This window comes from Flavobacterium limi (assembly GCF_010645075.1).
In the GTDB taxonomy this organism is placed as follows: Bacteria; Bacteroidota; Bacteroidia; order Flavobacteriales; family Flavobacteriaceae; genus Flavobacterium; species Flavobacterium limi.
In genome coordinates this window covers 887057-913969 of record NZ_JAADZV010000001.1, presented here as the reverse complement: position 1 = coordinate 913969, position 26913 = coordinate 887057, and the positions used below count along the sequence as shown (strand labels likewise).

Here is a 26913-nt window from a genome sequence, read left to right as displayed (position 1 = left end):
ATAATTAAAGTTCCAGTAATTTCGGATTCGTTTTATAGGTATCCCATAATAATTCCCCAAACAAAGTATTAGTCCATGCAAACCAGGATCTTGTGAAATTTTTAGCATCATCTTTATGGAAAGATTCGTGCATAAAACCAGTATCGCCGTGAGAAGCTTTCAGCATTCTGATACACTCTTTTATTTCATTCTGGTCAGAAGTTGTATACGCTCTCATTACAAGAGACATTGGCCAGATCATATCCATACCACAATGCGGTCCACCGACACCTTCGGCTGCTTTTCCTTTAAAGAAAAACGGATTATCCTCTGAAAGGATAAATTTTCGGGTATTTTGATATGTTGCATCATTTACATCGATGGCATCTAAATACGGAAGGCTCAATAAACTTGGTACATTCGAATCATCCATCAGCAAATGACTTCCAAAACCATCTACCTCGAATGCAAAAATGTCACCATATTTAGGATGTTTAACCACTGCATGTTCTTTAATAGCTTTATTTACTTCATTTCCTAAATCCCTTAATTCTTTTGCAGTAGCAGTATCTTTTTTAATTGCTTCCAGCATTTCTGCAGCCTGGTTCATACTGGCTACAATAAAAAAGTTTGACGGAATAAGGAACGAAAAAACAGTTGCATCATCACTTGGCCTGAAAGCAGAACAAACCAGGCCAACTGGTTTTACCGGATATCCAGCACCTCTTAATGGCCTTGTATCAGTGGCAAACTGTGTTGTTCTTTGAAAAGTATAGGGATTTTTACCGTCTTTTTGCTGTTGGTCCCTGAAAACTTTAAGTGTCGATTTAATCGCTTTTACCCAATTTTCATCAAATGGGGCAACGTCTCCTGTGTTCTTCCAATAATTATAAGCAAGCCTGATTGGGTAACAAAGAGAATCAATTTCGTATTTTCTTTCATGTACACCTGGTTTCATATCGGTATGATCCGAGGTCCACTCCCCTTTTTTATTAGGGTCATTATAAAATGCATTGGCATACGGATCTTTCAGAATGTATTCTGTCTGTCTGTTAATCACACCTGCAATAAGGTTTTTTAATTTTGAATCCTTCCCGGCAAAAGCCATATACGGCCATACCTGCGCAGAACTGTCTCTTAACCACATCGCATCTATATCTCCTGTAATAACATAGGTATCAGGTTTTCCGTTTTTCTGGGTGTGAGTAACCGTTGTATCAAGAGTATTAGGAAAACAGTTATTGAACAACCATCCCAATTCTTTATCCTTTACATTCTTTTGAAACTCAACAATTGTTTTTTCAATAAATTCGCTTTCAAAATTTCTTTTGCCTTTTGCTACTCTCACAATCGGGAAATCTTTGATTGCCTTTGTGCCGGCAATGATTTCCATAGGATCAATAAGGGCTAAACTGCTAAATAAAGCTGCGTTCTGGATAAATTTTCTTCTTTGCATTTTTGTATGTTTTAAAATTATAAAAAAAGAGCTTCCTGTTATTCATTCGATAATGAGTACGGAAAATCTTCTTTGTTGATTCCTCTTTTGGTGTTTGGAGTTGCCGACATATCAAAGTCAAGTGTTGCTCCTTTCATTAGTTCAGAATGGCTTAGCCAGTTTTTAGAATAGGCTTTTCCGTTCAGTTTCACTCCTTTAACATAACGGTTCTGATCGTTATTTGAGTCTGCGTTTATAGTTATGGTTTTACCATTTTCAAGTTGTATTGTTGCTTTTTTAAATAATGGGGCACCTACAACATATTGATCAGAAGCCGGAGTAACGGGGTAAAATCCTAAGGAAGAAAAAACATACCAGGCCGAGGTCTGTCCGTTATCTTCATCCCCGCAATAACCATCCGGGGTTGCATGATACATTCTGTTCATAGTTTCTCTTACCCAATATTGTGCTTTCCATGGCTCTCCTGCATAATTATAAAGGTAAATCATGTGCTGAATTGGCTGATTTCCATGCGCATACTGTCCCATGTTTGCAATTTGCATTTCCCTCATTTCATGAATTACGCCTCCATTAAATTTTCCCGTAGCGAAAACCGGAGGTGCTGAAAAAACTTTATCCAGTTGCGAAACAAATACCTGCTTCCCTCCCATCAAATCAACTAAACCTTGTACATCATGAAAAACGGACCACGAATAATGCCAGCTGTTGCCCTCTGTAAATCCGTTAAACCATTGGAAAGGATCAAAAGGTTCCATGAATTTGCCGTCTTTATTTTTAGGATGCATCAGATTGTATTTCGGATCAAAAAGGTTCTTGTAATTAAAGCTTCTTCTTTTATACAAATCAATTTCTGACTGCGGTTTATTCAACGCTTTTGCCAATTGATAAATAGCAAAATCATCATAAGCGTACTCCAATGTTCTGGCCGCACTTTCCTGAATTTCATCATGAGGAACATATCCCAAAGCGTTATAATAATCAACTCCGGCACGTCCTACAGCCCTCAACGGACCTGCATTATTAGCACCATGAATTAACGCTTTGTAAAGATTTTCGATATCGTAGTTTTTTACTTTACCGCTTTTTAAATACGCTTCAGACACAATGGATGCCGAATTATTTCCGACCATAATATCTCTTAATCCCGGACTGGACCATTCCGGAAGCCAGCCACTTTCGTTGAAGGCATTTGAAAGACCTTCCTGCATTTGTGTGTTCAGTTCCCGATACATCAAATTTAAAAAAGGATATAAGGCTCTAAATGTATCCCAAAAACCCGTATCAACAAACATATAGCCCGGCAAAACTTTTCCGTTGTACGGACTGTAATGCACTACTTTTTTATTTTGATCGTATTCATAAAATTTTCTTGGAAAAAGAAGCGATCTGTATAGACAGGAATAAAAAGTTCCCATTTGATCGGGTGTTCCGCCATCTACTTTTATTCTGCTCAATTCTTTATTCCAGATTGCTTTTCCTTTTTCTTTAAGCTGATCAAAATTATTACTGCCAATTTCTTTTAAGTTCAACTCGGCCTGATCATAACTTATAAAGGATGAAGCAACCTGGGCGTTTACCTTTTCTCCCTCTTTTGTTTTAAAACCAATTACGGCTCCGGCGTGATCTGCTTTCATTTCTAAAGCATTTCCCAGAACATCTCCGTTGAAAGTTGAATTTACCTCAAAATCTTTATCAAAAATAATGACAAAATAGTTTTTGAAATTTTCCGGAACTCCACCGCTATTTTTAGTCGTGTAACCTATAATTTTTCTTTCAGATGGAATAATTTTCACATAAGATCCTTTATCAAATGCATCAATAACAACATAGGACTTATCTGTTTGCGGAAATGTAAATCGAAACCTCGCTGCTCTTTCTGTTGGCGTTATTTCAGTTGTAACATTATGATCTGCCAGATAAACGCTGTAATAATACGGCGTAACGATTTCGGCTTTGTGTGAAAACCAGCTTTGTCTGTCTTCTTCCTTAAATTTCAATTCTCCAGTAACAGGCATAATCGAAAACTGACCATAATCATTCATCCATGGCGAAGGCTGGTGTGTCTGTTTGAAACCTTTAATCCGGCTTGATTTATAAGTGTAAGCCCAGCCATCACCCATATTAGCTGTTTGCGGTGTCCAGAAATTCATTCCCCATGGCATTGCAATTGCCGGATACGTATTTCCGTTTGAAATTCCGTAATCAGAATCGGTTCCTACTAAAGGATTTACCCAGTCAACAGGCTGTTGTGGCGTAATTACTTGTGTATTTTGTGCTTTAACAGCAATAAAGGCAAAAAATACTAATGTAAAAATGTATTTACTTTTTTTCAAAACTTCCTTATTTAATAGAATTAATTACCTCCTTATTAATCTTGCTTACTTCAGGAAAATTCATTTTATCAACCTTACGATCGTACGTCATAAAACCATTTACTTCTCCTTCCACATCTGTTGTCTGTGTATATACCGCTGCTGAAAAACCAACTTTCGACAATTCAATTAGCTTGTCTGCATATTCTTTATATTTCGCTGTGGTTTCGTCCGTATTCTTGAACTGAGTATACCCCCAGTTTTTATCTGTTTGCCACAAATGACCCGTTACCGGAAAACCTATTCCGCCATATTCTCCCAAAACCGTGATTCTGCGCGCATCATACAATTTTAATTCAGGTCCCGGATAATGGTGAATATCTAAAATGTCACCCGTCTGAAAATGATTTCCTCCACTTGAAGAATTAACCAATCGGCTTGGATCATGATTTTTAGTCCACTCTGTAATCTCAACTGTTTTGAACTGTCCCCAGGCTTCATTAAATGGCACCCAAACGACAATACTTGGATAAGAATACAAATGATCCATAATTTCTCTCCATTCCTTTCTGTATGTTGCTTCAGATTGTTGAGTTCTTTTTAACTCATTTCCATCAAAATAGTTGTGCATTTGCCAAATTGGACCTGCGTCTCCGTTTGGCATATCCTGCCAAACCAGAATTCCTAATTTATCGCAATGTGTGTACCATCTTGCAGGTTCTACCTTTACGTGTTTACGAATCATATTAAAACCTAATTCTTTAGTTCTGATTATGTCGTATTTTAAGGCTTCATCTGTTGGGGCGGTATATAATCCGTCCGGCCACCAGCCCTGATCCAGCGGTCCAAACTGAAAACAATCCTTATTATTGAGCTGCATTCTGACAATACCATTTTTATCTCTTTTTGAAGAAATTTTGCGCATTGCGAAATAGCTTTTTACCTCATCAACGATTTTGCCGTTACTGACCAGTTTAACTTTAATATCGTATAAAAACGGTGTCTCTGGCGACCATAATTTTGGATTATCAAGAACAATGTCCAAAGACTGACCTGCAACTGCTTTTTCTGAAGCAATAACTTTTGTACCATCAAAAACTGTAATTTCAAGGATATCACCTGCATTACTGTCTTTTACTTCAGGTACAATACTAATAAGATTGCGATCAATATCCGGTGTTGTTCTTAAATTATCGATGTGTTTTTTGCTTACCGGCTCTAACCACACAGTCTGCCAGATTCCGCTCACCGGAGTATACCAGATTGACTCCGGATTTTTAACCTGTTTTCCTCTTGGCTGAGTTCCGTCACTTGTAGGATCCCAAACTTTTACAACCAATTTTTGTGATTTTCCATTCAGGAACGGTGTAATATTAAAACTGAATGGTGTAAAACCTCCGGTATGTGTCCCAATTTTTACATTATTCACCCAGACTTCTGTTTTCCAGTCTACTGCTCCAAAATGCAGTAAAATATCTTTATTTTTCCAATTACTTTCTAAGGTAAAACTGGTTTCGTACCAAATCTCTTTTTCTGAACCCACAGATTTCATTACTCCGGAAAGGCTTGATTCAACAGCAAAAGGAACGAGTATTTTTCCGTCATATCCTTTTGGTGCTGCTTGTCCTGCCAGTTGTATTGAATAATTCCATAAGCCATTAAGATTCTTCCACTTCTTTCTTTCCATTATAGGTCGTGGATATTCAGTCAGTGCATGATTAGGATCAACTTGTTCTGCCCATTTTGTTTTTATTTTATCTCCCTGCGGTTTCCATTGTGCCATACAGGCAAATCCTGCAAATAAGAAAAGTATAATTGTTAATTTATTTTTCATTGTGATATTTTATTTTTCATTGTGATATTTTATTTTTGAATTAGGGAAGTGTTTTAAAATGGGGCTATTTTTAATAATTTGATTTCAGTCAGTCAAAATATTATAAAACCTGAAGGCTGCTCATTTCCTCCAGGTATTACAAAAACTACCAACACAAAAACAAACACTTTTTATTTAATCAAAATATCCGTCTTTATCTAATTTTGCTGCTGCTTCGATAAGCATTACACCGCTTAACTGCGTTGTAAGATCTGTATTTGCACCTGCAGCAGGAGCAACTTTCCAATTATTACCAGAAAACATAGTTGGTCTCTGGATCCCTTTTTTGTAAAATGTCTGAGCATTAAATTTTAAGAAATTTGCAAACTTTTCTCTATCTGTAGAATTGATCGTTGGATGCTGAGTAAGTTCAGTAAAATAACGCACCAAAATACCTTTGAACAAACCACCATCTCCCTGACCTTCATCTCTAAGAAGACCTTCTGAAATTAATTTCGGACTTGTTAAAACTGTTCTTCCTGATTTTACAGCATCGTTAAGATATGTCTGTTCATTTGTGGCTTTGTATAACCTTAAACCAGCTCCTATCCAAGTTCCCATGTTATAAGTAAATATCCAGTCTTTATTGGTTATTACAACATTATTTACCTCAGCTATATTGTCCCAAACCACGCCAGTTACAGGATCAACAAGATTAGCTTTTTGCCATGCATAGATTTTCTTCGCCCATTCTAAATCTTCCGCTTTTTTGTCAATCTCATAAAGCCTAAGTGCAATAATTGCTGCAGGAGCATTAGATACCGCGTTTTTTTGCTTAGGCGTATCTTGTTTCCAGGTGATACCACCTCCAAAAACATTATCACTCCAGCTTAATTTTATTCTTCCCCATAATTCTTCAGCAACAGCTTTATATTCCTGATCTTGAGTGGCGCTGTAAGCACGAAGACTTGAAAGAGCTAACCAAATCATATCATCATTAAAAACGTTATTATAGGTATTACCGTTTTTAACTTTAATTCCCTGTACCAAGGCTTTCATTTTGGCTTTATAATTATCATTACCAGTTCTTAAATATCCATCCACCAAAACATCAAGAGCGTGAGCATTAGGCCAATAATGAAAAGTGGTCTTTCCCGTATTGTTTTCTACAAAAGTACCGTTGGATCCTAAATAATTATTGTACGTAGAAAGCTGTAAAGAATCTGCTGTCTTTTCCCAGGTGTACACAAAATCGTTACCGCCTGAATTATTAGGATCGCGTAACGGAATTGCATCATCTTCGCATGAAGTGGTCATTAACCCCAATCCTACAACAGATAAAAACAGAATGCTATAAGTTTTTGAAAAAAATCTTTTCATAATTAATTCATTTTAAATAACGTCTCCTGAAGATCACTCTTCAAGAGACGTGATAGTTATTTATAAAATTGTAAAACTGTGTGTGTATGCAGGAACCGAAGCACTAAAGTTGATTTCAGAATTTACATTTTTGCCATCAATTTCAGATTTAAATTTGAAAGTATAGTCCCAATCACTACCGTCTGCAGGAACCATGTACCAAAATGAAGCAGGAGTACTCGCAGTTGGTCTGCTGCTATTGTCTTTGTTAACACTTCCAAACCACTCAGCAGATGTAGTTGTACCGTTTACTACAGTAAATTTAAATTTATAACGCTCATCTACCCAAGAACCCTGAAATGAAATAGGTTTATTAGTCGCCTTCCATACACCTCCGCCTGTGTATGTGTATTCGAAAGGAAATTTTTGATATAAAGGATACCAAAACTCCACTTTTGCAATTTCTGTTATAGTTGTTGAACCATTACTGAAGTCAATTCTAATTCTGTACACTTTACTAGCTCCGGTATAAGTAGTTTCACCATCTTGTTTTAATTTACCTTCATTGTTGATATAAAAAACTTCAGGAGTACCATTTTTTCTAGTTATGAATTTATAACTACCTGCCTGCAGCTTTGTATATATCTCGAATGTATTACCACCTGTTTTCTTGAAAGCCTGAGCGCTTGCTGTTACATCTCCGGTTTCAGAACCTGTACCGGTAATAAATAACTGATCAGGAGCCGGAAATCCGCTTGGTGTTAGTATTTCAATCACATTTGAAACTGTAGATTTTTCAACATTTATTCCTTTAGAAGAATAAACAGTCCACTTTAATTTTCCAAGGGTTTCTGATTCTATGCCTGCCAGTTTTGCAATTTTGTTTAAATCTGTAAAAGAAAGATTTAAACTTGGCTGCAATCCTTTACCATCAGAAGGCATGATATAAACAGGATTAGAAAAATCTCCATCTACATGGTCAAAAACCACATCATAAAGCACTACTCCATTATCTTGAGCTTTAGCCCCTTCCCACTCGAATAAAGCAGAACTCTGTGCGTTAAGATCAAAAAACTTGTTATTTTCAGGAGAATAAAGTGTTTTTACTGCACTTACTTTTGTATGGTTCATTGAATCATCGTTCTCGCAGCTTACAAGAAATACTGCAAATACAATTAATACTAATTTTGAATATATATTTTTCATCTTTATGTTTTTTAGATTTTTAATTTAATATTACCAATTTGGGTTTTGAGATAAATTAGTGTTAATCAAACGCTCATCTCTTGGTACCGGCCATAAATAGTGTTTATCCGGATCGAATGTTCTTAAGTTGACTCTTAAATAACCATTATCAACTGATGAAGGTCCGAATTTTGCTCCGTGTGCATAACCGTTCAATACGTCTTCTGCAATTTCCCATCTTCTGATATCGAAGATTCTTAAGCCTTCCATACCAAATTCTGTACGGCGCTCATTTCTTATAATTTCCTGAAGGCCTGTCTGATTTAATGAACTGTTAAATGATAAAGCGGCTGCATCTGTAAAACCTGCACGTGTTCTCAAAGCCTTGATCGTTTGATCCCAAACAGTACTGGTCATTTGGCCCATTTCATTTTTAGCTTCTGCATACATTAACAATATATCAGCATATCTAAACAACATTAAGTTTATTCCTGATTTTAAATCCGTACCATGTTCCACATCAAAATATTTACGGGTATAATATCCTGTTGCGGTTGCTGATGAACCCTGTACAAATTCATCAGGTCCAGGCTTATTTGGATCGCCATCCGGGTAAGATCCTGGTTTTATGTAAATAATGGATGTGCTGCCATCGGGTTTTTTCCAGTTATACTGATCGTAAACCACCGTTGCCGTAAGTCTTGGATCTCTGTTTACATATGGATTATTTTCGTTGTAATTAGAACCAGTTTCGTTAATTTTTTTTCCGTTAAGCATTATATAACTGTCAACTAATTCCTGAGTTGGTGCCAATGCATTTAACCTTGCTCCGGCAGATATTGGTGCCATATCAAAAAACTCCCCCCAACTTCTTGGCTCAGTCGGTATTACATATTGCAAGCTCAAAATATCCTCGCTATTGTATTCGTTCTTAGCTTCAAATAATCCTTCATATGAAGAAAAAAGGCCATATTGACCATATGTCATTGCCATAAAGTCCTCTGTTGTATCGATAACATCTTCCCATCTGCCTTCATACAAAAATACTCTTGCTTTTAAGGCAGCCGCTGCACCCTTAGTAATTCTTCCTCTTTCGGCATTTGGCAATTCCGTGTTCTTTGGCAATAGCGGAGTAATGGCATCAAGTTCATCTAATATAAACTGAACCGCTTCTGCATGCGGAGTGCGGGTCATTGTTTGTGCTTCTTTAAGAGAAAGATCTTTCTTAAGTAACGGAATATCCCCGAACCAGGTCGTTAATTGAAAATGCTGAAATGCTCTTAGAAAACGTGCTTCAGCCTTCATTCTTGCAATTACAGCCGGATCAGCATTTGGTACACGATCAATATTTTCGATTATAAGATTACAGGTTTTAATTCCAGCATATCTGTCATTCCATTCACTTTTTAGTCTTCCTAAAGATGGATCGTATATACCCGCAGCGATAGAGGCTGCTCCTTCATTATCCCCTCTTCCATTATAAGCATTATCAGACAAACCTTCGTTATAAAAGAAACGAGAGCTGCTCTGCATTTGTGAATATGCTGTATTAAGAAAAGTCTGCGCCTTTTCTACACTTGTCCAGTAAGTAGCATCTGTAAATCTATCTTCAGGTGCAAGATCGAGATCTTCACAACTTACCAATAGTAATAATACTACCGGTATGAATTTTATTTGTTTAAATATATTTTTCATTTTCGTTTTTTTTAAAAGCTAATATCAAGACCCATTCCGTAGTAAGCCTGTGTTGGAAACGCTCTTCCGCTGTTACCTCCGGAAGGAGACATGTTACCATTGAATTCAGAAAGTTCAGGATCGAGGAATTTCACTTTTGATAATGTAAGAAGATTTTGTCCGGATACATACATACGGAATCTGCTCATACCTAGTTTTTCGGCTGTATTTGCTGGTAAAGAATATCCTAACTGTATATTTTTAAGTCTGGCATAGGCCCCATCGTATAGATACATATCTGAACCCCTTCTAAAGTTATTTGTATTAGATTGTGTACCATTATTTGCTAAACGTGGATATCTTGCATCCGGATTTTGTGGTGTCCAGTAATCCAATTGGTGCGTGTACATCGTCATACCATAATTAGAATGAAATGGTTCAACAAGTTCCCCTCTGATCATCATTGTTCTTTTTCCAACACCCTGAATAAAAATGCTTAGATCGAAATTTTTGTAATCTGCAGTGTAGGTAGCTCCGAATGTATATCTTGGAAAAGGATTCCCAAATATGAATTTGTCGTTATCATCAATCTTACCATCCTTATTAGCATCTACATAGCGATTATCACCCGGCACTACTGATAGTCCGTCAGGAACAGCAGCTCCCTGGATTTCTTCCCAATTCTGGAAGTATCCATCTCTTTTTAAACCCACATATGAATTGTATGGCAGCCCTTCTCTAAGTAATACCTGTAGTTCTTCTACTCCTGTTAATTTCTCATCGCCACCACTGTATTCAAGTACCTTGTTTTTAGAATCTCCAACATTAACTGTTAAACTTTGATTTAAAACTTTGCCTTTATGCCTGTAAGTAGCACTTACTTCCCATCCCCTATTTCCTAATTTAGCATCATTAAAATCCGGAAGCTGTGTACCAAATACTCCTGGTACTTGTGGTGGAATAAGGATATCTGAGGTTACTTTATCAAAGTAATCAAAAGAGAAACTTAGAGCTCCTTTGAAGAAATCAGCCTCTAATCCAACATTAAACGTTGCAGCTCTTTCCCATTGAATGTCAGCATTCGCAAAGGTGTATCCTGTTCCGGTTACGCCGGAATTATTAAACCCGTACGCATTTGGGAAGGTAAAATAAGTTGTTTGATACTGGAAATCCCTAACATTCTGATTCCCTACGATTCCATAAGACGATTTTAACTTAATGTTCCCTACCTTATCTCTGTAGCTTTCCATAAAGTTTTCTTTTGTAAGTGCATAACCTACTGTAGCTGCCGGAAAGAAGCCCCATCTTATCTCTTCTCTGAATTTTGAAGAACCATCATATCTAAAAGTTACTTCAGCAAAATATTTATCATTAAAGTCGTATGTTGCACGGCCAAACAGTGAATTAAGGCTGTTTTTTGAAGAAGCCGGATTTTTATCCGGTTTAGTTCCGTTAGAGTTATAAGAATCATCTCCAATAACAGTACCAGTTCCCGGAATTCCTAAATCCGGATCTGTAAATTTTTTATAAAGACCAATTGATCTGTGTGAATGGTTTTCGTTTGATACACCGATCATAGCACCTATGTTATGAACGCCGGCAAAACTTTTGTTAAACTCCAGCATAAATTGCGTGTTCAGGTCAAGTGCTTTAGTAGTTTCATCCCTGGTATCACGGTCTGCACCGTAAACTCCCGATGGAGAAAAATTAACTTGTTTTGTTCTGCTGAACATGCTTCCATTCCATAAACGCCCTCCAAAAACACCTTTAACTTTTAGGAAGCTCGTGAGTTTAAATTCCGCATTCAAAGCACCAAAAAGATCGTCATTATCATATTTTCTGAACCCCCCCTTTTCTAAAATTCCTAAAGAGTTAAATTGCTGTAATACATCGTTCGTTAGATAATTACCCTCTTCATCTTTTTGGGTATAGTACAATGGAACCCTGAAAGCATCTACCATTAAAGTTCCCGTACTCGAAGAGTGATCGTTAATTTTTTGTTTTGAATAAGCTAAACTAGATGTCAGTTTAAATTTTCCAAATTCATTGGTTAGATTTATTCTGAAATTATAACGCTGCATCCCTTTTTTTGGTCCGACAAAATTACTTTCCTGATCTAAATATCCTAAAGAAACTAAATAAGTAGAATTTTGATTACCTCCGGAAACCGAAAGATTTTGGTTTAACTGAAGTGCGGGCTTTACTATTTCTTCTGCGAACCATTTTGTATCACCTTTCGCTTTAAGTTCAGCAATTTGGGCAGAGGTAAATACTGCATTTGCAGCATCAGAATTGTAAGCTGCCTCATTTCTCAACATTGCATTTTCATAACCATGAACCGGTTTGGTAAAATAAAATGGGTTATTATATCCTACAAGGCTACTGTATTGTACAGTCATTGGTTTACTTTTGCTTCCTTTTTTAGTGGTAATCAATACAACTCCATTATTAGCCCTTGATCCATAAATTGCAGCACTTCCTGCATCTTTTAACACAGAAACACTATCTATATCATTAGGATTCAATGAATTGATATCACCTCCTACGATTCCGTCAATTACAATCAAAGGCCCATTGTTATTTAGCGTACTAATTCCCCTAATGTTGATATTTAAACCCGCACCTGGCTCAGAGTTGGTCTGCTGGATGATTAAACTCGGAGCTTTACCCTGTAGCGCCTGAGTAGCATTAACACTTGGCCTTCCTTCAAAAGCCTGGCTGCTTACCTGGTCTATAGCACCTGTTACCTTTCTCTTTTTTTGAGTGCCATAACCAACTACAACGACTTCTTCCAGAGTTGCTACATCTAAGTCCATAGCAACATTTATTGCAGTCCTGTTATTTACTTTTATTTCGACCGGCTTATATCCTATCATAGTAAATCGTAATGTAGTACTGCCATTTTTTAATGATATCGAGTAATGCCCGTCAAAATCCGCATTAACTCCATTACTAGGCTCGTTTACATCAACAACAGATACACCTGGAAGAGATAAATTCTCTGACTTTGAAGTGATAACTCCGGTAACTTGCGTTTTTTGATTTTGGGCGGTTGAATAGACATATCCGCCAAAAAAGAGAATACTCGTAAGAAAGAAACGCATGAAAAGCATTCTTTTCTTTCTGCAATTTGATTGTTTCATCATAAAAATTTTAGGTTAGTTTTTAATCAAATTAGTATTTAACTTTTCAGAAAATATATTTTTAAAATTTTTTAAAAAAGTATTAATTAAAAAGTTAGGCTAAAACTGTAAAACTTTTTTTGAAGGTTAAAAGATCCCGGTAAATCCTTAAATCAAAAGCTAAACAATTAATTAAGCAACTAATTCATAGCAAACATACTAAAACGTTTTAGTAAAACAAAATTTTTTTTAGTAAATATAAATTTTATGTTAATTTTATAAAGCATGCGTTAAAAAGAGATAATAATTTGAATTTAATTCAATAAAAATCAACGAAAACGTTATAAATTTCGATGAAAAAGAAATTTATGAAAATGACAAGTAGGTTTGCCAATCCTCTTCCTGTCAGGAAATTGAGGCAAAAAAAATAATCTGAAAATCAATTTAACATTGACCTTCAGATTATATGATATTATTAAAAAGTAAAAGCTTTTTTTAAATTCTGTTTATTTGCTTAATGACGATTGGCGTATAATCAGTTCTGCATTAACCATAACTTTATGAGTGGTTTCTGTTACGTCCTTTTTCTTCAAAAGTGGGAGCATAATTTCCATTAATTTAGTACTTATATCATTTAACGGCTGAGAAACGGATGTTATGGTTGGGCTGTAAATTTTATACATATCATTATCATCAAAAGAAATAATTCCAAGATCATTAATTAATGATGGATTATTTTCCTTAAAAATTTCCAGTCCGGTTTGTGTTAAATAATTAGTGGCAAAAAATACAGCGTCTAAATCTTTCTCTTCTTCAAAAAATTTCCTGACAAGTTCTTTCCCTTTTCCTTTATAGACCTGATCATAAGGAATTTCAAGTGTGTGTGGTTTCAAGCCATTTTCATCTATTGCTTTTATATATCCCGAAAGACGGCCTTCCATCTGACTCTGATCTGGAGCAATGGTAACAAAACCAATATTTTTAAACTGATTATCAATTAAATGCTGTGTGGCATCAAAAGAAGCTTTTTCATTATCAATAACAACACTATTACAATCCAATCCATCAAAAAACCTGTCTAATAACACAACAGGTATATTATCTTTTATTAAGTTTTCAATAGTATCTTTAATACCCGGTGATGGTACAATAACAAAGCCATCTACCTGGCGAAAATTAAACAACGTAATTAATTCATTGGATTTCTCATCATCATTTTCGTTACTACAGAAAATTACTTTGTATCCTTTATCATAAGCAATATCTTCAAAAATACGGGCTAGCTTGGCAAAAAAATTATTTGAAATATCTTCAACCATAAAAACCAAAATTTTTGATTTGCCGGTGCGAAGACTCTGTGCAATTTGATTTGGCTTGTAGTTAATCAGTTTTGCGTAATCTAAAACCTTTTTTGTAAGTTCTTTAGAAATGTGTTTTTCTTTTGCCTTACCATTTAAAACAAATGATACAGTCGTAACAGATATTTTTAGTTCATCAGCAATATTTCTAATAGAAACAGGTTTTTTTTTCATTTAAGAGTCATTTTTAATTTTAAACCACAAATTTGGTTCAAATATAGTAAAGTTATAGTGTATTGTTAAAATCTAATTTAGTGTAATTTAAACATTTATCAAAAAAACCTACTAATATCAAAACTTTACTGCCTAAAAAAACAAAGCAGTTTTAGCGTCCAAAATCATCCTGGATACGCACAATATCATCCTCATCTGAAGGATTATTTTCATCTGTATGCTGCCAGATTTCAGCAATAACACCCCACGAGTCTAAACCAATCAAACGATGGCGTTCTCCTTTATCCATTTGAATAAAATCATCATTTTTAAGTGTTTTTAATTCTCCTTCAGCATCAGTATCACTTATTTTGACACCAACAGGGCCCCCAACAACTTTCCAGATTTCTGATCTTCTAAAATGATATTGCCATGATAGTCTGCTATCCGGAGCAACAACTAATATCTTAGGGCTTAATTTGTTAGTAATTTTTACATCGTCAAGTTTTAAGTGTGAAAAAAACTTAACAATAAAATCGCCTGCCTGAGTTTCATCAATTACAAAAAAACCTCCCCAGGGCCTGTTCTGATCTTCATTTATAATATTAAAATTGTTTTTTTTTATTTCATTCCTAATTTTTTCAAATACTACTGTCTTACTATCCTGATTTGAAATTTCAATATTCATTTTATATTTTTTTTTTAAATTAATTAAGCCAACTAAAAAGATGGCAGTTCTGCTTTTATTTTTTCCCAAAAAACCTCATTAAAAAGATAACTTGATCCTAAAACGCTCGTTTCTTCTGTATTTTCAACAATACTTACTGAAATATCAATATTATTATTTTTAAAATTCTCTTTCAGTTTAGGTAAAAACAAACGGTATGATTTTGCAATATTCCCGCCAATTACTAATAAATCGGCATCAAAATCAATAAGATAAGGAGACAAAAAGTTACTTAAATTATTAGCAAAGTCATCAAATATTTTTGCTGTTGAATAATTTTCAATACTGGCAATTTCTTTAACTCCGTCTGTTAATTTTTCGCCGGTAACACTTTCGTATTGATTTGAAAACCATCTTGTCGAAAAATAATTATCCGCAATGCTGTCTTTAAATTGTTTATCCCATAAGCACCCATTATTCGGCACATTGCTTCCTTGAGTTATAGGCAGTTTGTTATCTAAAAAAGCGGCTCCAAATCCGGTTCCCAAGGTAATTGCTACTACTTTATTGTTTCCTGTAGATTCTTGCCGGAGAGCTCCTCCTACTCCAAAACAGCTTGCATCATTCAAAAATCTAAAACTAACATTCTTAGTACTTAAACATTTTAACAGCTCATCTGAAACTGAAACATTATACAATGATTCAAATTTGTCATTACCTTCAAACATAGCAATTCCCGTTTGATACTGAAATGGACCAGGCATTGAAAAAGCGATCCCAATCGTTTCATTTGAGGAAAGCTCCTTAGTTTCCTTAATTACCTTAATCGTCTGGTTTATTATTAAAGCCCATTTTTGAATTATTATTTCTTTGGATGCTTTGCTATTTACAGCTCCACTAAAATAAGTTCCGGGAATTATTTTAAGATTATTGCTGCTTACGGCTGCACTGCTAATATGACTTCCTCCTATATCTACACCTATTGTTACTGACATTTTTTCAATCTTTTTAATTATTTTAACTTATAATCAGTTATTGAACTCATTATGTTTATTATTCAAATTCTTATTCGATGGAGTTGTTTATCTTAGATTAAAAATAATATTCAAACCTAAAAAGAAAGACTTTTGTCATTCGATACTATATTGTCAAAAAACAATACTATTCTCTATACGGTCTCCACTATTTTATCATTCTATTACACACTAATCAGAAAATGTGTTAAATATTTAAATTTCCTACTAGCTTTAAAAGATTGACTCTAAATTTAATTTTTTAACAATCTCCGGATAGTTTTTTCTAAAATCGGTTCCATAACCGCATATCCCGCTTCATTAGGATGCACACCATCTGTACCCAACTCTTCTTTTAAACCTTCTTTTTCATTAACCATAGCCGAAAAATAATCCACATACTCTATTTTATGTTTTACAGCGTACGATTTAAGAATAGTGTTTAGCGCAATAACTTTTTGAGCCGGATCAATACCTGGTCTCCACGGAAAATCTATCGCAGGAAGAACTGAACAAATAATCACCTTGATTCCGTTTTGCTTAGCCAATTCACACATCGAAAAAATATTCCCGGAGGTAGCTTCAACTGAATATGGCCCTGTATTTTGTGCGATATCATTTATTCCAGCCAAAATAACAACTACAGCTGGCTCCAAATCAATAACATCTTGTCGAAAACGCAATAACATCTGTGGGGTTGTCTGGCCACTTATTCCCCTATTGATATAATTTTTGTTTTTAAAAAATTGAGGTCTTTTATTCAGCCATCCTTCCGTTATAGAATTTCCCATAAAAACTATGCGATTGTATTCTTTAGAATTTTGAACAGGCACTTTCGAATTGTCTATTTTATATCTGTTTAAATCAGGCCAGTCCTGACCATATGAAAAATTAATAGACAGTACTAATAAGATGTAGTAAAAAAAAACATTGATTCTCATTCTAAAACTATGGCTGATTAATAAAAATGCATGATTACTTCTTTTAAAAATTTGAAAAGTTGTTTCGAACTTTATTTATTTTTTTGTTTTAACCTAAAGACTATATCAAAATTTAACTATTTAAAAAACAATTAATAAAGAAGTTTTGAATTTATCACACTTATTAGCAAAAACTAATAATTAGCAGGCAAATATACTAAAACGATTTAGTATTCAAAATGTTTCCTGAAATATTTTGAATACTATTTTAAATCTAAAAGCCATTTCAGAACATCTGTCCAGAAATGGCTTCATTGAAATGCCTTAAAAAAAATTTAAAAATTAAATTAATTAACTGACTCCAACTTATCTATTTAAAAGATTATCCCATTCTACATTTCTCAAAAAGCAATTTAGTTAAGAGTCTTCTGCTTTTATAACAAAAATTAATGTCATCGGGATGAATTACACTGTTTTCATATGAAAGTTCAAAGTCCTGAACAAGCCTTACATTTCAAATATGCAAGGAATTATAAGCGACATAGCAAAAAGTCAATGATATATAAAAGAATGCGAACCTGTATTAATGCTTTTTAATCCGTAAGATTATTAAACGGTATTTAAACTAAGGACGTAATATATTTATTTTAATAATTGGGCTAAATGACATGAAGAATTTGACTTTACGGAAGCATTATGATTCATTAAAATTTGTTAATAAATTTTAACATAAAAACTGTTAAAGTATTATATCTCTGAATTTCCAAACCCAACTTTTATAAAATTAGAAAAACAGCCAGCAGATCCTAATAAACTATTAGGAAATTTAGTCTTTATTTTCTTCTAAAAAGCGCAAGTATTTTTTCATAAAGTACTGGTTTTAGACATCTTTTTAATGATTATTTATTTAATTATTCATTTTTTTTGAATAATTAGTTCCTGACTAAAATTATTCAAAAAATGGCGTCAAGCCTTACGAATCCTATATTTTACGCATATTTAAAATATTAACACATACATTATAGTATTACTATTTAATTCACCCAAAAAAAACACATATAAAAAAAAACAGGATAGTGCAGGATAGAATTAGCAACAGAACACTTTAGGTTTGACATATCAGTATTTGCTAAAAAAAAGTTAAAACTAATTAGCCTTTTCAACTATATTAAACTAACCGGGAATGAAGAAAAAAATACACCAATTACTTGTCTTTTCATTTTTAATCCTTCTGTCAAGCTGCAGTAAGGATGCATACGATGATTACTATGAGCGACCAGATTCACTGGAACCTCCTATTTACCAACGACTTGAAGCTCTTGGAAATTTTAAAAATCTTCTGGTTTTAATAGAGAAAGCCGGATATAAGGACATTTTAGGCAAAGCCGGTTATTGGACAATGATGGCTCCTAATGACGAAGCTTTTACTAAATATTTTCAGGAACAAGGCATTACAGATGTAAATAAAATTGATGCTGAAACTGCAGCAAAAATTGTTAGATATGCCCTTATATACAATGCTTTCCGAACAGAACAACTTTCTGATTACCAATCTGCAACGGGATGGATTCCTGATAATGCCTTTAGAAGAAGAACTGCTTATTATGACGGATTCGTCACTAAAACAATTAAAGGAGAATCTAAAGTGATCGTGGGATCTAATAGAAACGGCGCTTACCTTCCAGGTGATAATAATAATAAATATGTCACTTACTTTACAGATGAATATTTCGCAGCAAAGAGCTTAAGTACTGTCGATTTTAATTATTTCTACCCTAATACACAGTACTCCGGATTTGATGTTTTAAATGCAAAAGTTACCCAGGCAGATATTGTCGCTGAAAATGGAATTATTCATGAGGTTAACAAAGTAAATCTTCCTTTACCTACACTGGAACAATATCTTGAGCAAAAACCTCAGTACAGTGAGTTCCGCAAACTACTGGAAGATCATGGGCTTGTTAGTTATATGTTTAATCAGAGTGCTACTGATACCTACCGCAATTTTACAGGTAAATCAGACAATGTTTATATTAAATTTTATGATCCTCTTTTGTCTTTTTCGCCAAATAATGAAAATTATTTAAAACAAGCTGATAATGACGGTCAAAGCGATTTGTATACCCTTTTAGTTCCGGAAAACGAAGCTTTAACACAATTTATTAATACTGTTTTACTTAAAAATTATCCTTCTCTGAATGTGCTTCCATTATACATTTTCCGTGATTTTATTAATGCCCATATGGTTCAAAATGCTGTTTGGCCTTCTAAAGGGCCAGCTAATAGCAATGCTTTGAACGAAAATTTAAGATTTGATTTTAATTCTGATATCCTTGAAGCCAAAATCCTGAGTAACGGATTCTTTTATGGTACTAAAAAAATTCAAAAATCGAATTTGTTTTATAGTGTTTATACATCAGCTTATTTAGATCCAAAATTTACAATGGCAACAAGAATAATGAATGATGGATCCGGATTCAAAGAAATGATTAGCAATATCAGTACAAGATACACCCTGTTCTTGCCATCTGATGCTAAACTTACTGAGATGGGCTTTGGATATAATTCTACTCTTTCAACATGGACATATGTAAATCCTGCAGTTGGAGGATCATCTGCGACAAGTGCCATTGCCCGCGCCCGTTTATTGCGTATCCTTTATAATGGAATAATCCTAACTCCAAATGGAGAATTAAATGATTTATCCGGTTCAGGAATTATTCGCTCAGGAGACATGGATCTTCCGGGTGAATATATCAAATGGAACAACAATAAATTATATGCGGCAGGAAATGAAGTAACAGGTGGTACCCCAGTAGGAATTCTAGGTTACGAAGACCAGCAAAACGGAAGAACCTATTATGTTGATAATTTACTTCAATATAGTGAGGAAATGCAGGGATTAAAAATAAAACGTTTATCTGAAACCGTTAATTCTCAGTACCTTTCTTTCTTTAATTATCTAAAAAATTCTACTATATATGATCCTGCTACAGGTAAGATCCAGGGAGTAGATCTGGGAACATCGTACACTTTTGTAATACCTAATAACGCTGCAATTGCAAAAGCAGTAACCAATGGTGCTTTACCTTCATCAGTTACACCAACTATACAAAGTGATAAGGATCTGGTTGCAGATTTTATTAAGGCTCACATTATAGTAAACAAAATAGCATCAGATGATGGATTGACAACCGGGGAGTTTGAAACACTAAGAAAGGATGGCTTTGGCGAGAAAACTTATGTACTTGTTCAGAGCACCCCTGGTACTTTATCTTTCAGGGATTCACTTTTAAACTGGGCTCATTACATACCAGCCCAAAGCAACAACCTGGCAGACAGATCCTTAATTCATTTAGTAGATAACTATCTTACATATATGCGATAAAATGAGACAAAAAATTACAAACATATTTTACAGTTTTACTTTTGCCCTTGTTCTACTGACTGCTTTTCCAGCTTTGGCGCAACAAGGAAATAAAACTTTTTTAGTTCGTGGTCAGGTTATTGACTCAAGTGATAAACTAAGCATTCCCGGAGCAACAATTGCAGAACAGGATTCTGAAAATCGTACTGTTTCCGGTGCGGTAACAGATATTGATGGAAATTTTGCTATACGGGTTAAAGATCCAAACAATAAATTATTCATTTCAACAATAGGATATAAATCTCAGCGTATTGAAATTAAAGGCAGGGAGTTTATTAAAATTTCACTTGTTTCTACTGTAGAATCGCTTACAGAGGTAGTCGTTACCAGTACAAAGAAATCTGACAACGGTTTAATGAAAATTGATGACAGAAACAGAACAACCAGCTCTGTTTCTATAAATGCAGCAGACTTAGCTTATACCCAGGCCCCAACTATCGACGAAGCTTTACAGGGACGTCTGGCAGGTGTTGACATCACCTCTACCAGTGGTGATCCGGGGGCAGGAATGCAAATCAGAATTAGAGGAACTTCTTCTATTTCCGGATCTTCAGACCCTTTAATTGTAGTAGACGGTATGCCTTATGAGACATCCGTTCCGGATGATTTTAACTTTGGTACTGCAGATTCAGAAAGTTATTCAGCTTTATTAAATATTGCTCCTACAGATATTGAAAGCATCACCGTTTTAAAAGATGCTGCCGCAACAGCAATGTGGGGATCACGTGCTGCCAGTGGGGTTTTATTAATTACTACTAAACGTGGAGGTGTGAGTGCTCCTAAAATTTCTTACACCTATAAATCAACTTATTCTAAATTACCTTCTACCATCCCGATGTTGAGTGGAGATCAGTATTCTCAGCTGATTCCTGAAGCATTTATGAATAGAAACGGAGTTCCGTTGAATACCTGGCTTGTTAAAGAATTTCAATATGATCCGATAGATGTATACAACTATAAGAATTATGGACAAAACACTGATTGGGTAGGCGCTATTTCACAAACAGGTTTAACACATGAACACAATCTTTCTTTACAGGGAGGGGGAGAAAAAGCCCGATATTTTAGCTCTGTAGGCTACTACAAACAAAAGGGAGTAACTGTAGGAACAGGCCTTGAAAGATTAAATGCCAGATTAAATTTGGATTATATCGTTTCTGACCGCATTAAATTCAGAACCGATATCGCTTATACTTTCACTAATACGCAGCGCAACTATGTAAATAGTTTTGATGATAAGGATGGCGACCGTTTGCGTGCTGTTGCTTTCACTAAAATGCCAAATATGAGTATTTATGAATATGACGAAATGGGAAATCTTACCCCAAATTATTTTTCTCCGGCGTTTAACATCCAGGGAACTTATTCAGGTACCTATAATCCACTGGCAATGGCTGAATATGCTATGAATGATCAGGTGCAGCATCGTATAACTCCCCATTTTAATGTGAATGTGGATATTATACCTAAAATATTTATTTCGACTTTCGATTTACAGTTCGATTATAAAAGCACAAAATCTAAAGCATTTTTACCGCAAAATGCAACAGGACGCCCTTTTACTGAAACAGTTGTAAACAGAGCATCTGATGCCGATAGTGATGAATCTAATATTGTAACTAAAACAAATTTTATCTGGACACCAAATATTGGAGAAAAACAAACTTTACAAACCTTATTATCATTGCAAACCAATGATTTTATGTATACGACTCACAGGTCAATGACATCCAATACAGCTTCTTCTTTATTGACAGATCCTTCAGTTCCGTCAAGAACTCAGAACTCTGATTTATTTTTATATACCAATAATGGTCAGGCCAGAACTGTTGGAGGATTAATGAGCGTACAATACGGTTTATTAGATCGCTACATCCTTAATGTAGGGGTGCGTGGAGATGGAAGTTCTAAGTTTGGTCCGGAAAACAGATATGGATTTTTCCCTTCTATATCAGGTCGCTGGAGAGTTTCCGGAGAACCATTTATGAAAAATATTTCATTTCTTGATGATTTGAGTATCAGGGCGAGTTACGGAGAGTCCGGAAGAGCCCCAAAAGCGGATTATACTTATTTTAACACGTATTCAAATTACGCTACTCAGTATTTAGGTCTTAATGGTGTTTTCCCTTCTAATATCGAATTGAGTAATCTTCGTTGGGAAACATTACAAGGTACAAACTTAGGTTTCAACCTGCAATTGTTTAAAGGCCGTATTAACTTAGATGTAGATTTGTACAGAAACATTACCAAAGACCTTATTTTTGACAATCTTCAGCTAAGCAGTGTTTCTGGTTACAATAGTGTGGATCAAAACGTAGGTACATTACAAAACAAAGGATTTGAAATAGCGCTTAATACCACTCCTCTAAAATCTAATAAATGGAAAATTGATTTCAATTTTAACATTTCAAGCAATGAAAACACGGTTAAGGAAATTTCTGAATATTATCCAAGTGAGAGTGGAAATACAGACAGAAACGGAGAATACAAACGCTTCCTTCAGGTTGGTAATCCTTTTGGTTCATTTTACGGATACCGCTTTAAAGGAGTTTATACAGATCTTAATGCAACCAAAGCTAAAGATGCCAGTGGAAATACTATAGTAGGACCTAACGGTGAAGAAGTATTTATGCGTTTTAATTATCCTATTACAAACTATGTGTTCCAACCGGGAGATGCTATGTACGAAGATGTAAACCATGATGGAAATATTGACAGCCGTGATGTAGTTTATTTAGGAAACAGTAATCCTAAATTCTCAGGTGGTTTTGGACCTACAGTAACTTTTAACAACCAATTCAGGCTATTGCTTTATTTCACCTACAGAGTGGGTTATGAAGTAGTGAATGAGGCCGATATGAAAACTACTAACATGTACGGATACAGTAACCAGAGTACTGCCGTTTTATCAAGATGGCGTAATCCTGGTGATGTAACAGATATGCCAAGAGCAGTCTATGGAGCAGGTTATAACTGGTTAGGTTCAGATCGTTATGTTGAAGATGCTTCTTTCGCACGTCTTCGTTCAGTTACGTTCAGTTATACTTTCAGTAAAAATTTAATAAAAAAATTAGGGTTGGGCGATTTAAACTGTTACATAACAGCAGACAACTTAATAACATTTACTAAATACAGAGGGCAGGATCCTGAGGTAACAATGAAGTCCGGAGATCCTTTTGCTATCGCAAGAGATAATTCCAGTACTCCGCCAACAAAACGTATTACAGTAGGAGCTTCTGTTCGTTTCTAAAAATAAAATTTGAATTATGCAAACTAAAATAAAAACCATTCTCGCCATCTTCACTCTGTTTATCTCAGTAACATCATGCGATGATTACTTAGATTTACGTCCGCAGGACGGGATTATCCGTGAAGAATTTTGGAAAACCAAAGAAGACATCCAGGCCGCAGTTATAGGTATATATTCTTCTCTGTTAAATTCACCTCCGGGTGTAGCTGATTTGTCAATGTCTCAGTATTTATTCATGCACGGAGAATTAAGAGGTGACATGATTGCCCCGGGGCCTAACGTTACCGAGGATCAAAGAGACATTATGAACTCGAATATTATGGCGTCCAATGATCTGACTAGCTGGGCAATTTTTTACAGAACCATCAATTATTGTAATACCGTAATTGATCTTGCACCTGCTGTTCTGGAAAAAGATCCAACTTTAACTCAGGTTCAGCTAAATCATTATCTTTCAGAAGCTTTGGCAATAAGAGCTTATTTGTATTTTACATTGGCCCGTACTTTTAAAGATGTTCCTTTAAAATTAACCGCTACTCTTACCGATAAAGACAATTTTCAATTACCTGTCACTCCACAAAAAGATGTATTTGCTCAGGTAATCAAAGACCTTAAATTGGCAGAAGGATACGCTGTTGAGAGTTATGGCGATATTGCATCTGACAAAGGACGTATTACAGTATATAGTATTAATGCGATGCTGGCAGATGTTTATCTGTGGAATGATAATTTTCAGGAAGCTTTTGATGCAGCTGACAAAATAGTTAAATCAGGTAAGTTTGATTTAATCGAAGCTTCAAACAATATCTGGTTTAATACCGTTTTTGCCAAAGGAAATTCAATTGAAAGTATTTTTGAATTTCAGTATACTAAAACTAATTTAGGTCCATTTTATAATTTCCTTACTTTCAGACCACAGTTTTTGGCTTCAGCTACTGTTTCAGAAGATGTATTTGGCGTTGACTTTGAAAATCCTGCTAATAAAGACATTCGCGGTGATCGTACTGCTTTCGTAGCCGGAACAAATGAGATTTACAAATATGTAGGTTCAGACAACGATAGCCGAAAAGAATTGCAGGATGCAGATACCCATTGGTTTGTATATCGTTATGCCGATGTATTATTACTGCAGGCTGAAGCACTTGCCGAATTAAACAGAGGAACAGAAGCATTAGCAATTATTGATTATGTCAGATTAAAACACGATGCAATCGACCAGACTGCTGAGTCAATAGGTACTGATAACAAAAAAGAAGTTATTGATTATATACTAGCAGAACGTTCACGTGAACTTGCATTTGAAGGCAAACGCTGGTTCGACATGCTACGTAATGCCAGAAGAAACAATTACGAACGATTAGATATTTTAACTGATGCTGCTCTTTTGAGTGCACCTCCCGAGCAACAGCAATCCATTGTCACAAAATTAAAAGACCCAAATAGCCACTATTTGCCTATTAATACTTACGAGCTTTATACAAATAAAAAACTTGTACAAAATCCATTTTACAAATAAAAACAACAAGACATGAAAAGACTATTAAGATTACCTAGCCTCTTGAGATTTACTTTAGTGTTTTTGATCGCTTTAGTGTTTCAAAATTGCACTGAGCAAAAAATTAAGGAAAGTACAGACGAAACTCTTAACATTACTGATTTTTTAAGAGATGAACCAGAATTTTCTATGTTTTTAGAAATGCTGGAAATTACAAATTACGCTCCATTTATGAATACTTATGGAACTTACACCTTATTTCTTCCCACTAACGAAGCTGTGAAAGAATATTTAAAAGATGCAGGTGTCAGTTCATTAAAAGACGTTCCTTTGGCAGATTTGCAGAATATTGTTAAACTTCACATCTTAAACCAAACAATAAATACGACCGATTTTACAGATGGAAAAATAGCCACACCAAGTTTGTATGGCCAGTTTTTAGTAACTGGTGCTACTAATAAAAATGGAACATCCAGTACAACAGTTAACAAACAATCTAGTATCCTTAAGTCAAATGTTAAAGTAGGAAACGGGGTAATTCATGTTATTGATAAAGTATTGCGTGTTGCTGATAAAACATTGGCTCAGACTATTGAACAGGATACAAACCTTTCTTTGTTTACTGAAGCTTTAAAAGTTACAGGATGGTATGATGCACTTAATAAACCTATTGATTATACAAAAAATGATATAGACAGTTATCTTACCGTTTTAGCACAGACAAATGATGCTTTTAAAGCAGCTGGTATTAATAATATTGAAGAATTAAAAGCAAAATACAGTCACCTACATAATCCTTTAGATGTAAAAGACAGTTTGAATTTATTTGTGAGTTACCGTATTTTACCAAAATTGCAATATTTAGCAGATATAGCAATATCACCAGCTTTGGTAACTAAGGCTCCGCTTGAAGTGATTAGTGCAAAATTGGATAAGGATGTCATTTTATTAAACGAAGAGGTTTTTAATGGCGTATTAGAAAAAGGAGTAGCTATTACCAGAGAAAAAAGTGATGTAACGGCATCAAATGGAGTATTGCATTTTGCTGCTGCTAATTTTGCCATCAAAAAACGTTTACCGGCTCCTGTATATTTTGATTTCTGCGATCAAAATGAATTCAGACAGTTAACTTCTGTATTCAGAATCCCTGGAGCAGCTCCTAAAACATCTTTAGCAAAAGCTTTATTTAAGGATGTTACCTGGGATGATAATGATCCTATTACCTATTTTAAAGATCCTGCCAAAGGAGGTACAGTAGGTTTTGGATGGCATGGTGACTGTCTTGAAATTAATCGTTTTAGAAATGGAAATTGTCAAAATATCACCTTTACAACCCCTGTAATCATAAAAGGGAAATACAAATTATGGATTTCTTACAGAGGACAGGATACAAAAGTAGGACTAGTAAAAGTGTTTGTTGACGGAGTAGAAATGTCCAGACAAATCAATATGCTCGAAAACGGTAACAAATTCAGTAGTATAGAAGAAAGAGTGTTAGAATCGCAAGGATACAAACGTCATATTGAACCTTCTTCCAGTAAAATGAATTGTAGATTAGTAGGGACAGTAGATATTGCAACTACAGGAAGACACAAATTGACCTTACAATCTCAATCTTCATTCTCTGCTCAGGCCTGGTTTGATGTGGCAGAGTTTCGCCCAGTAGATATGGATCAACTGTATCCAAAATTTAATTCCGGTACAAGCGGTTTTGCACCAATCAAATAATT

Annotated in this window: 15 protein-coding genes; 4 read left to right on the top strand and 11 right to left on the bottom strand. The window is 34.9% G+C overall.

The features are described 5' to 3' along the window. Positions 1-4: 4 nt before the first annotated feature. The 11 genes from GXM16_RS03955 to GXM16_RS03905 form a co-directional block, all read right to left on the bottom strand. Positions 5-1435: a glycoside hydrolase family 125 protein gene (locus tag GXM16_RS03955; protein ID WP_163392926.1), complete on the bottom strand. Its 1431-nt coding sequence runs from the start codon at positions 1433-1435 to the stop codon at positions 5-7. 38 nt (positions 1436-1473) lie between these two features. Then, complete coding sequence (locus GXM16_RS03950; protein ID WP_163392924.1) at positions 1474-3768, bottom strand: GH92 family glycosyl hydrolase; 2295 nt, start codon at positions 3766-3768, stop codon at positions 1474-1476. 7 nt (positions 3769-3775) lie between these two features. Then, entirely contained in the window at positions 3776-5581 is a 1806-nt protein-coding gene (locus GXM16_RS03945; protein WP_163392922.1) for a glycoside hydrolase family 2 protein, read from the bottom strand. Positions 5582-5755: 174 nt separating this feature from the next. Next, entirely contained in the window at positions 5756-6940 is a 1185-nt protein-coding gene (locus GXM16_RS03940; protein WP_163392920.1) for a glycoside hydrolase family 76 protein, read from the bottom strand. A 60-nt stretch (positions 6941-7000) separates the two neighbouring features. Further along, positions 7001-8125, bottom strand: coding sequence for a SusE domain-containing protein (locus GXM16_RS03935; RefSeq protein WP_163392918.1), 1125 nt, complete (start codon positions 8123-8125; stop codon positions 7001-7003). A gap of 30 nt (positions 8126-8155) precedes the next feature. Then, on the bottom strand, positions 8156-9799 hold the full coding sequence (locus GXM16_RS03930; RefSeq protein ID WP_163392917.1) for a RagB/SusD family nutrient uptake outer membrane protein: 1644 nt from the start codon (positions 9797-9799) through the stop codon (positions 8156-8158). 11 nt (positions 9800-9810) lie between these two features. Continuing rightward, complete coding sequence (locus GXM16_RS03925) at positions 9811-12924, bottom strand: SusC/RagA family TonB-linked outer membrane protein (RefSeq protein ID WP_163392915.1); 3114 nt, start codon at positions 12922-12924, stop codon at positions 9811-9813. A gap of 482 nt (positions 12925-13406) precedes the next feature. Continuing rightward, positions 13407-14432 carry a LacI family DNA-binding transcriptional regulator gene (locus tag GXM16_RS03920; protein ID WP_163392913.1) on the bottom strand — a complete coding sequence of 342 codons (1026 nt, stop codon included), beginning with the start codon at positions 14430-14432 and terminating at the stop codon, positions 13407-13409. A gap of 151 nt (positions 14433-14583) precedes the next feature. Then, positions 14584-15099 carry a cupin domain-containing protein gene (locus GXM16_RS03915; RefSeq protein WP_163392911.1) on the bottom strand — a complete coding sequence of 172 codons (516 nt, stop codon included), beginning with the start codon at positions 15097-15099 and terminating at the stop codon, positions 14584-14586. Positions 15100-15131: 32 nt separating this feature from the next. Next, the gene (locus GXM16_RS03910; protein WP_163392909.1) at positions 15132-16073 is read right to left on the bottom strand and encodes an ROK family protein; all 942 of its coding nucleotides are present in this window, start codon (positions 16071-16073) and stop codon (positions 15132-15134) included. A 272-nt stretch (positions 16074-16345) separates the two neighbouring features. Continuing rightward, on the bottom strand, positions 16346-17032 hold the full coding sequence (locus GXM16_RS03905; protein ID WP_163392907.1) for an SGNH/GDSL hydrolase family protein: 687 nt from the start codon (positions 17030-17032) through the stop codon (positions 16346-16348). A gap of 1162 nt (positions 17033-18194) precedes the next feature. Here GXM16_RS03905 and GXM16_RS03900 point away from each other — a divergent pair. From GXM16_RS03900 to GXM16_RS03885, 4 genes are read left to right on the top strand one after another with little or no spacing between them, the layout of a single operon-like run. After that, complete coding sequence (locus GXM16_RS03900; protein WP_163392905.1) at positions 18195-20399, top strand: fasciclin domain-containing protein; 2205 nt, start codon at positions 18195-18197, stop codon at positions 20397-20399. Position 20400: 1 nt separating this feature from the next. Continuing rightward, entirely contained in the window at positions 20401-23688 is a 3288-nt protein-coding gene (locus GXM16_RS03895; protein WP_163392903.1) for a SusC/RagA family TonB-linked outer membrane protein, read from the top strand. A 16-nt stretch (positions 23689-23704) separates the two neighbouring features. After that, positions 23705-25204 (top strand): RagB/SusD family nutrient uptake outer membrane protein, encoded by a 1500-nt coding sequence (locus GXM16_RS03890; protein ID WP_163392901.1) that lies wholly within the window; start codon positions 23705-23707, stop codon positions 25202-25204. Between the two features lie 12 nt (positions 25205-25216). After that, positions 25217-26911, top strand: coding sequence for a fasciclin domain-containing protein (locus tag GXM16_RS03885; RefSeq protein WP_163392899.1), 1695 nt, complete (start codon positions 25217-25219; stop codon positions 26909-26911). The last annotated feature ends 2 nt before the right edge of the window (positions 26912-26913 follow it).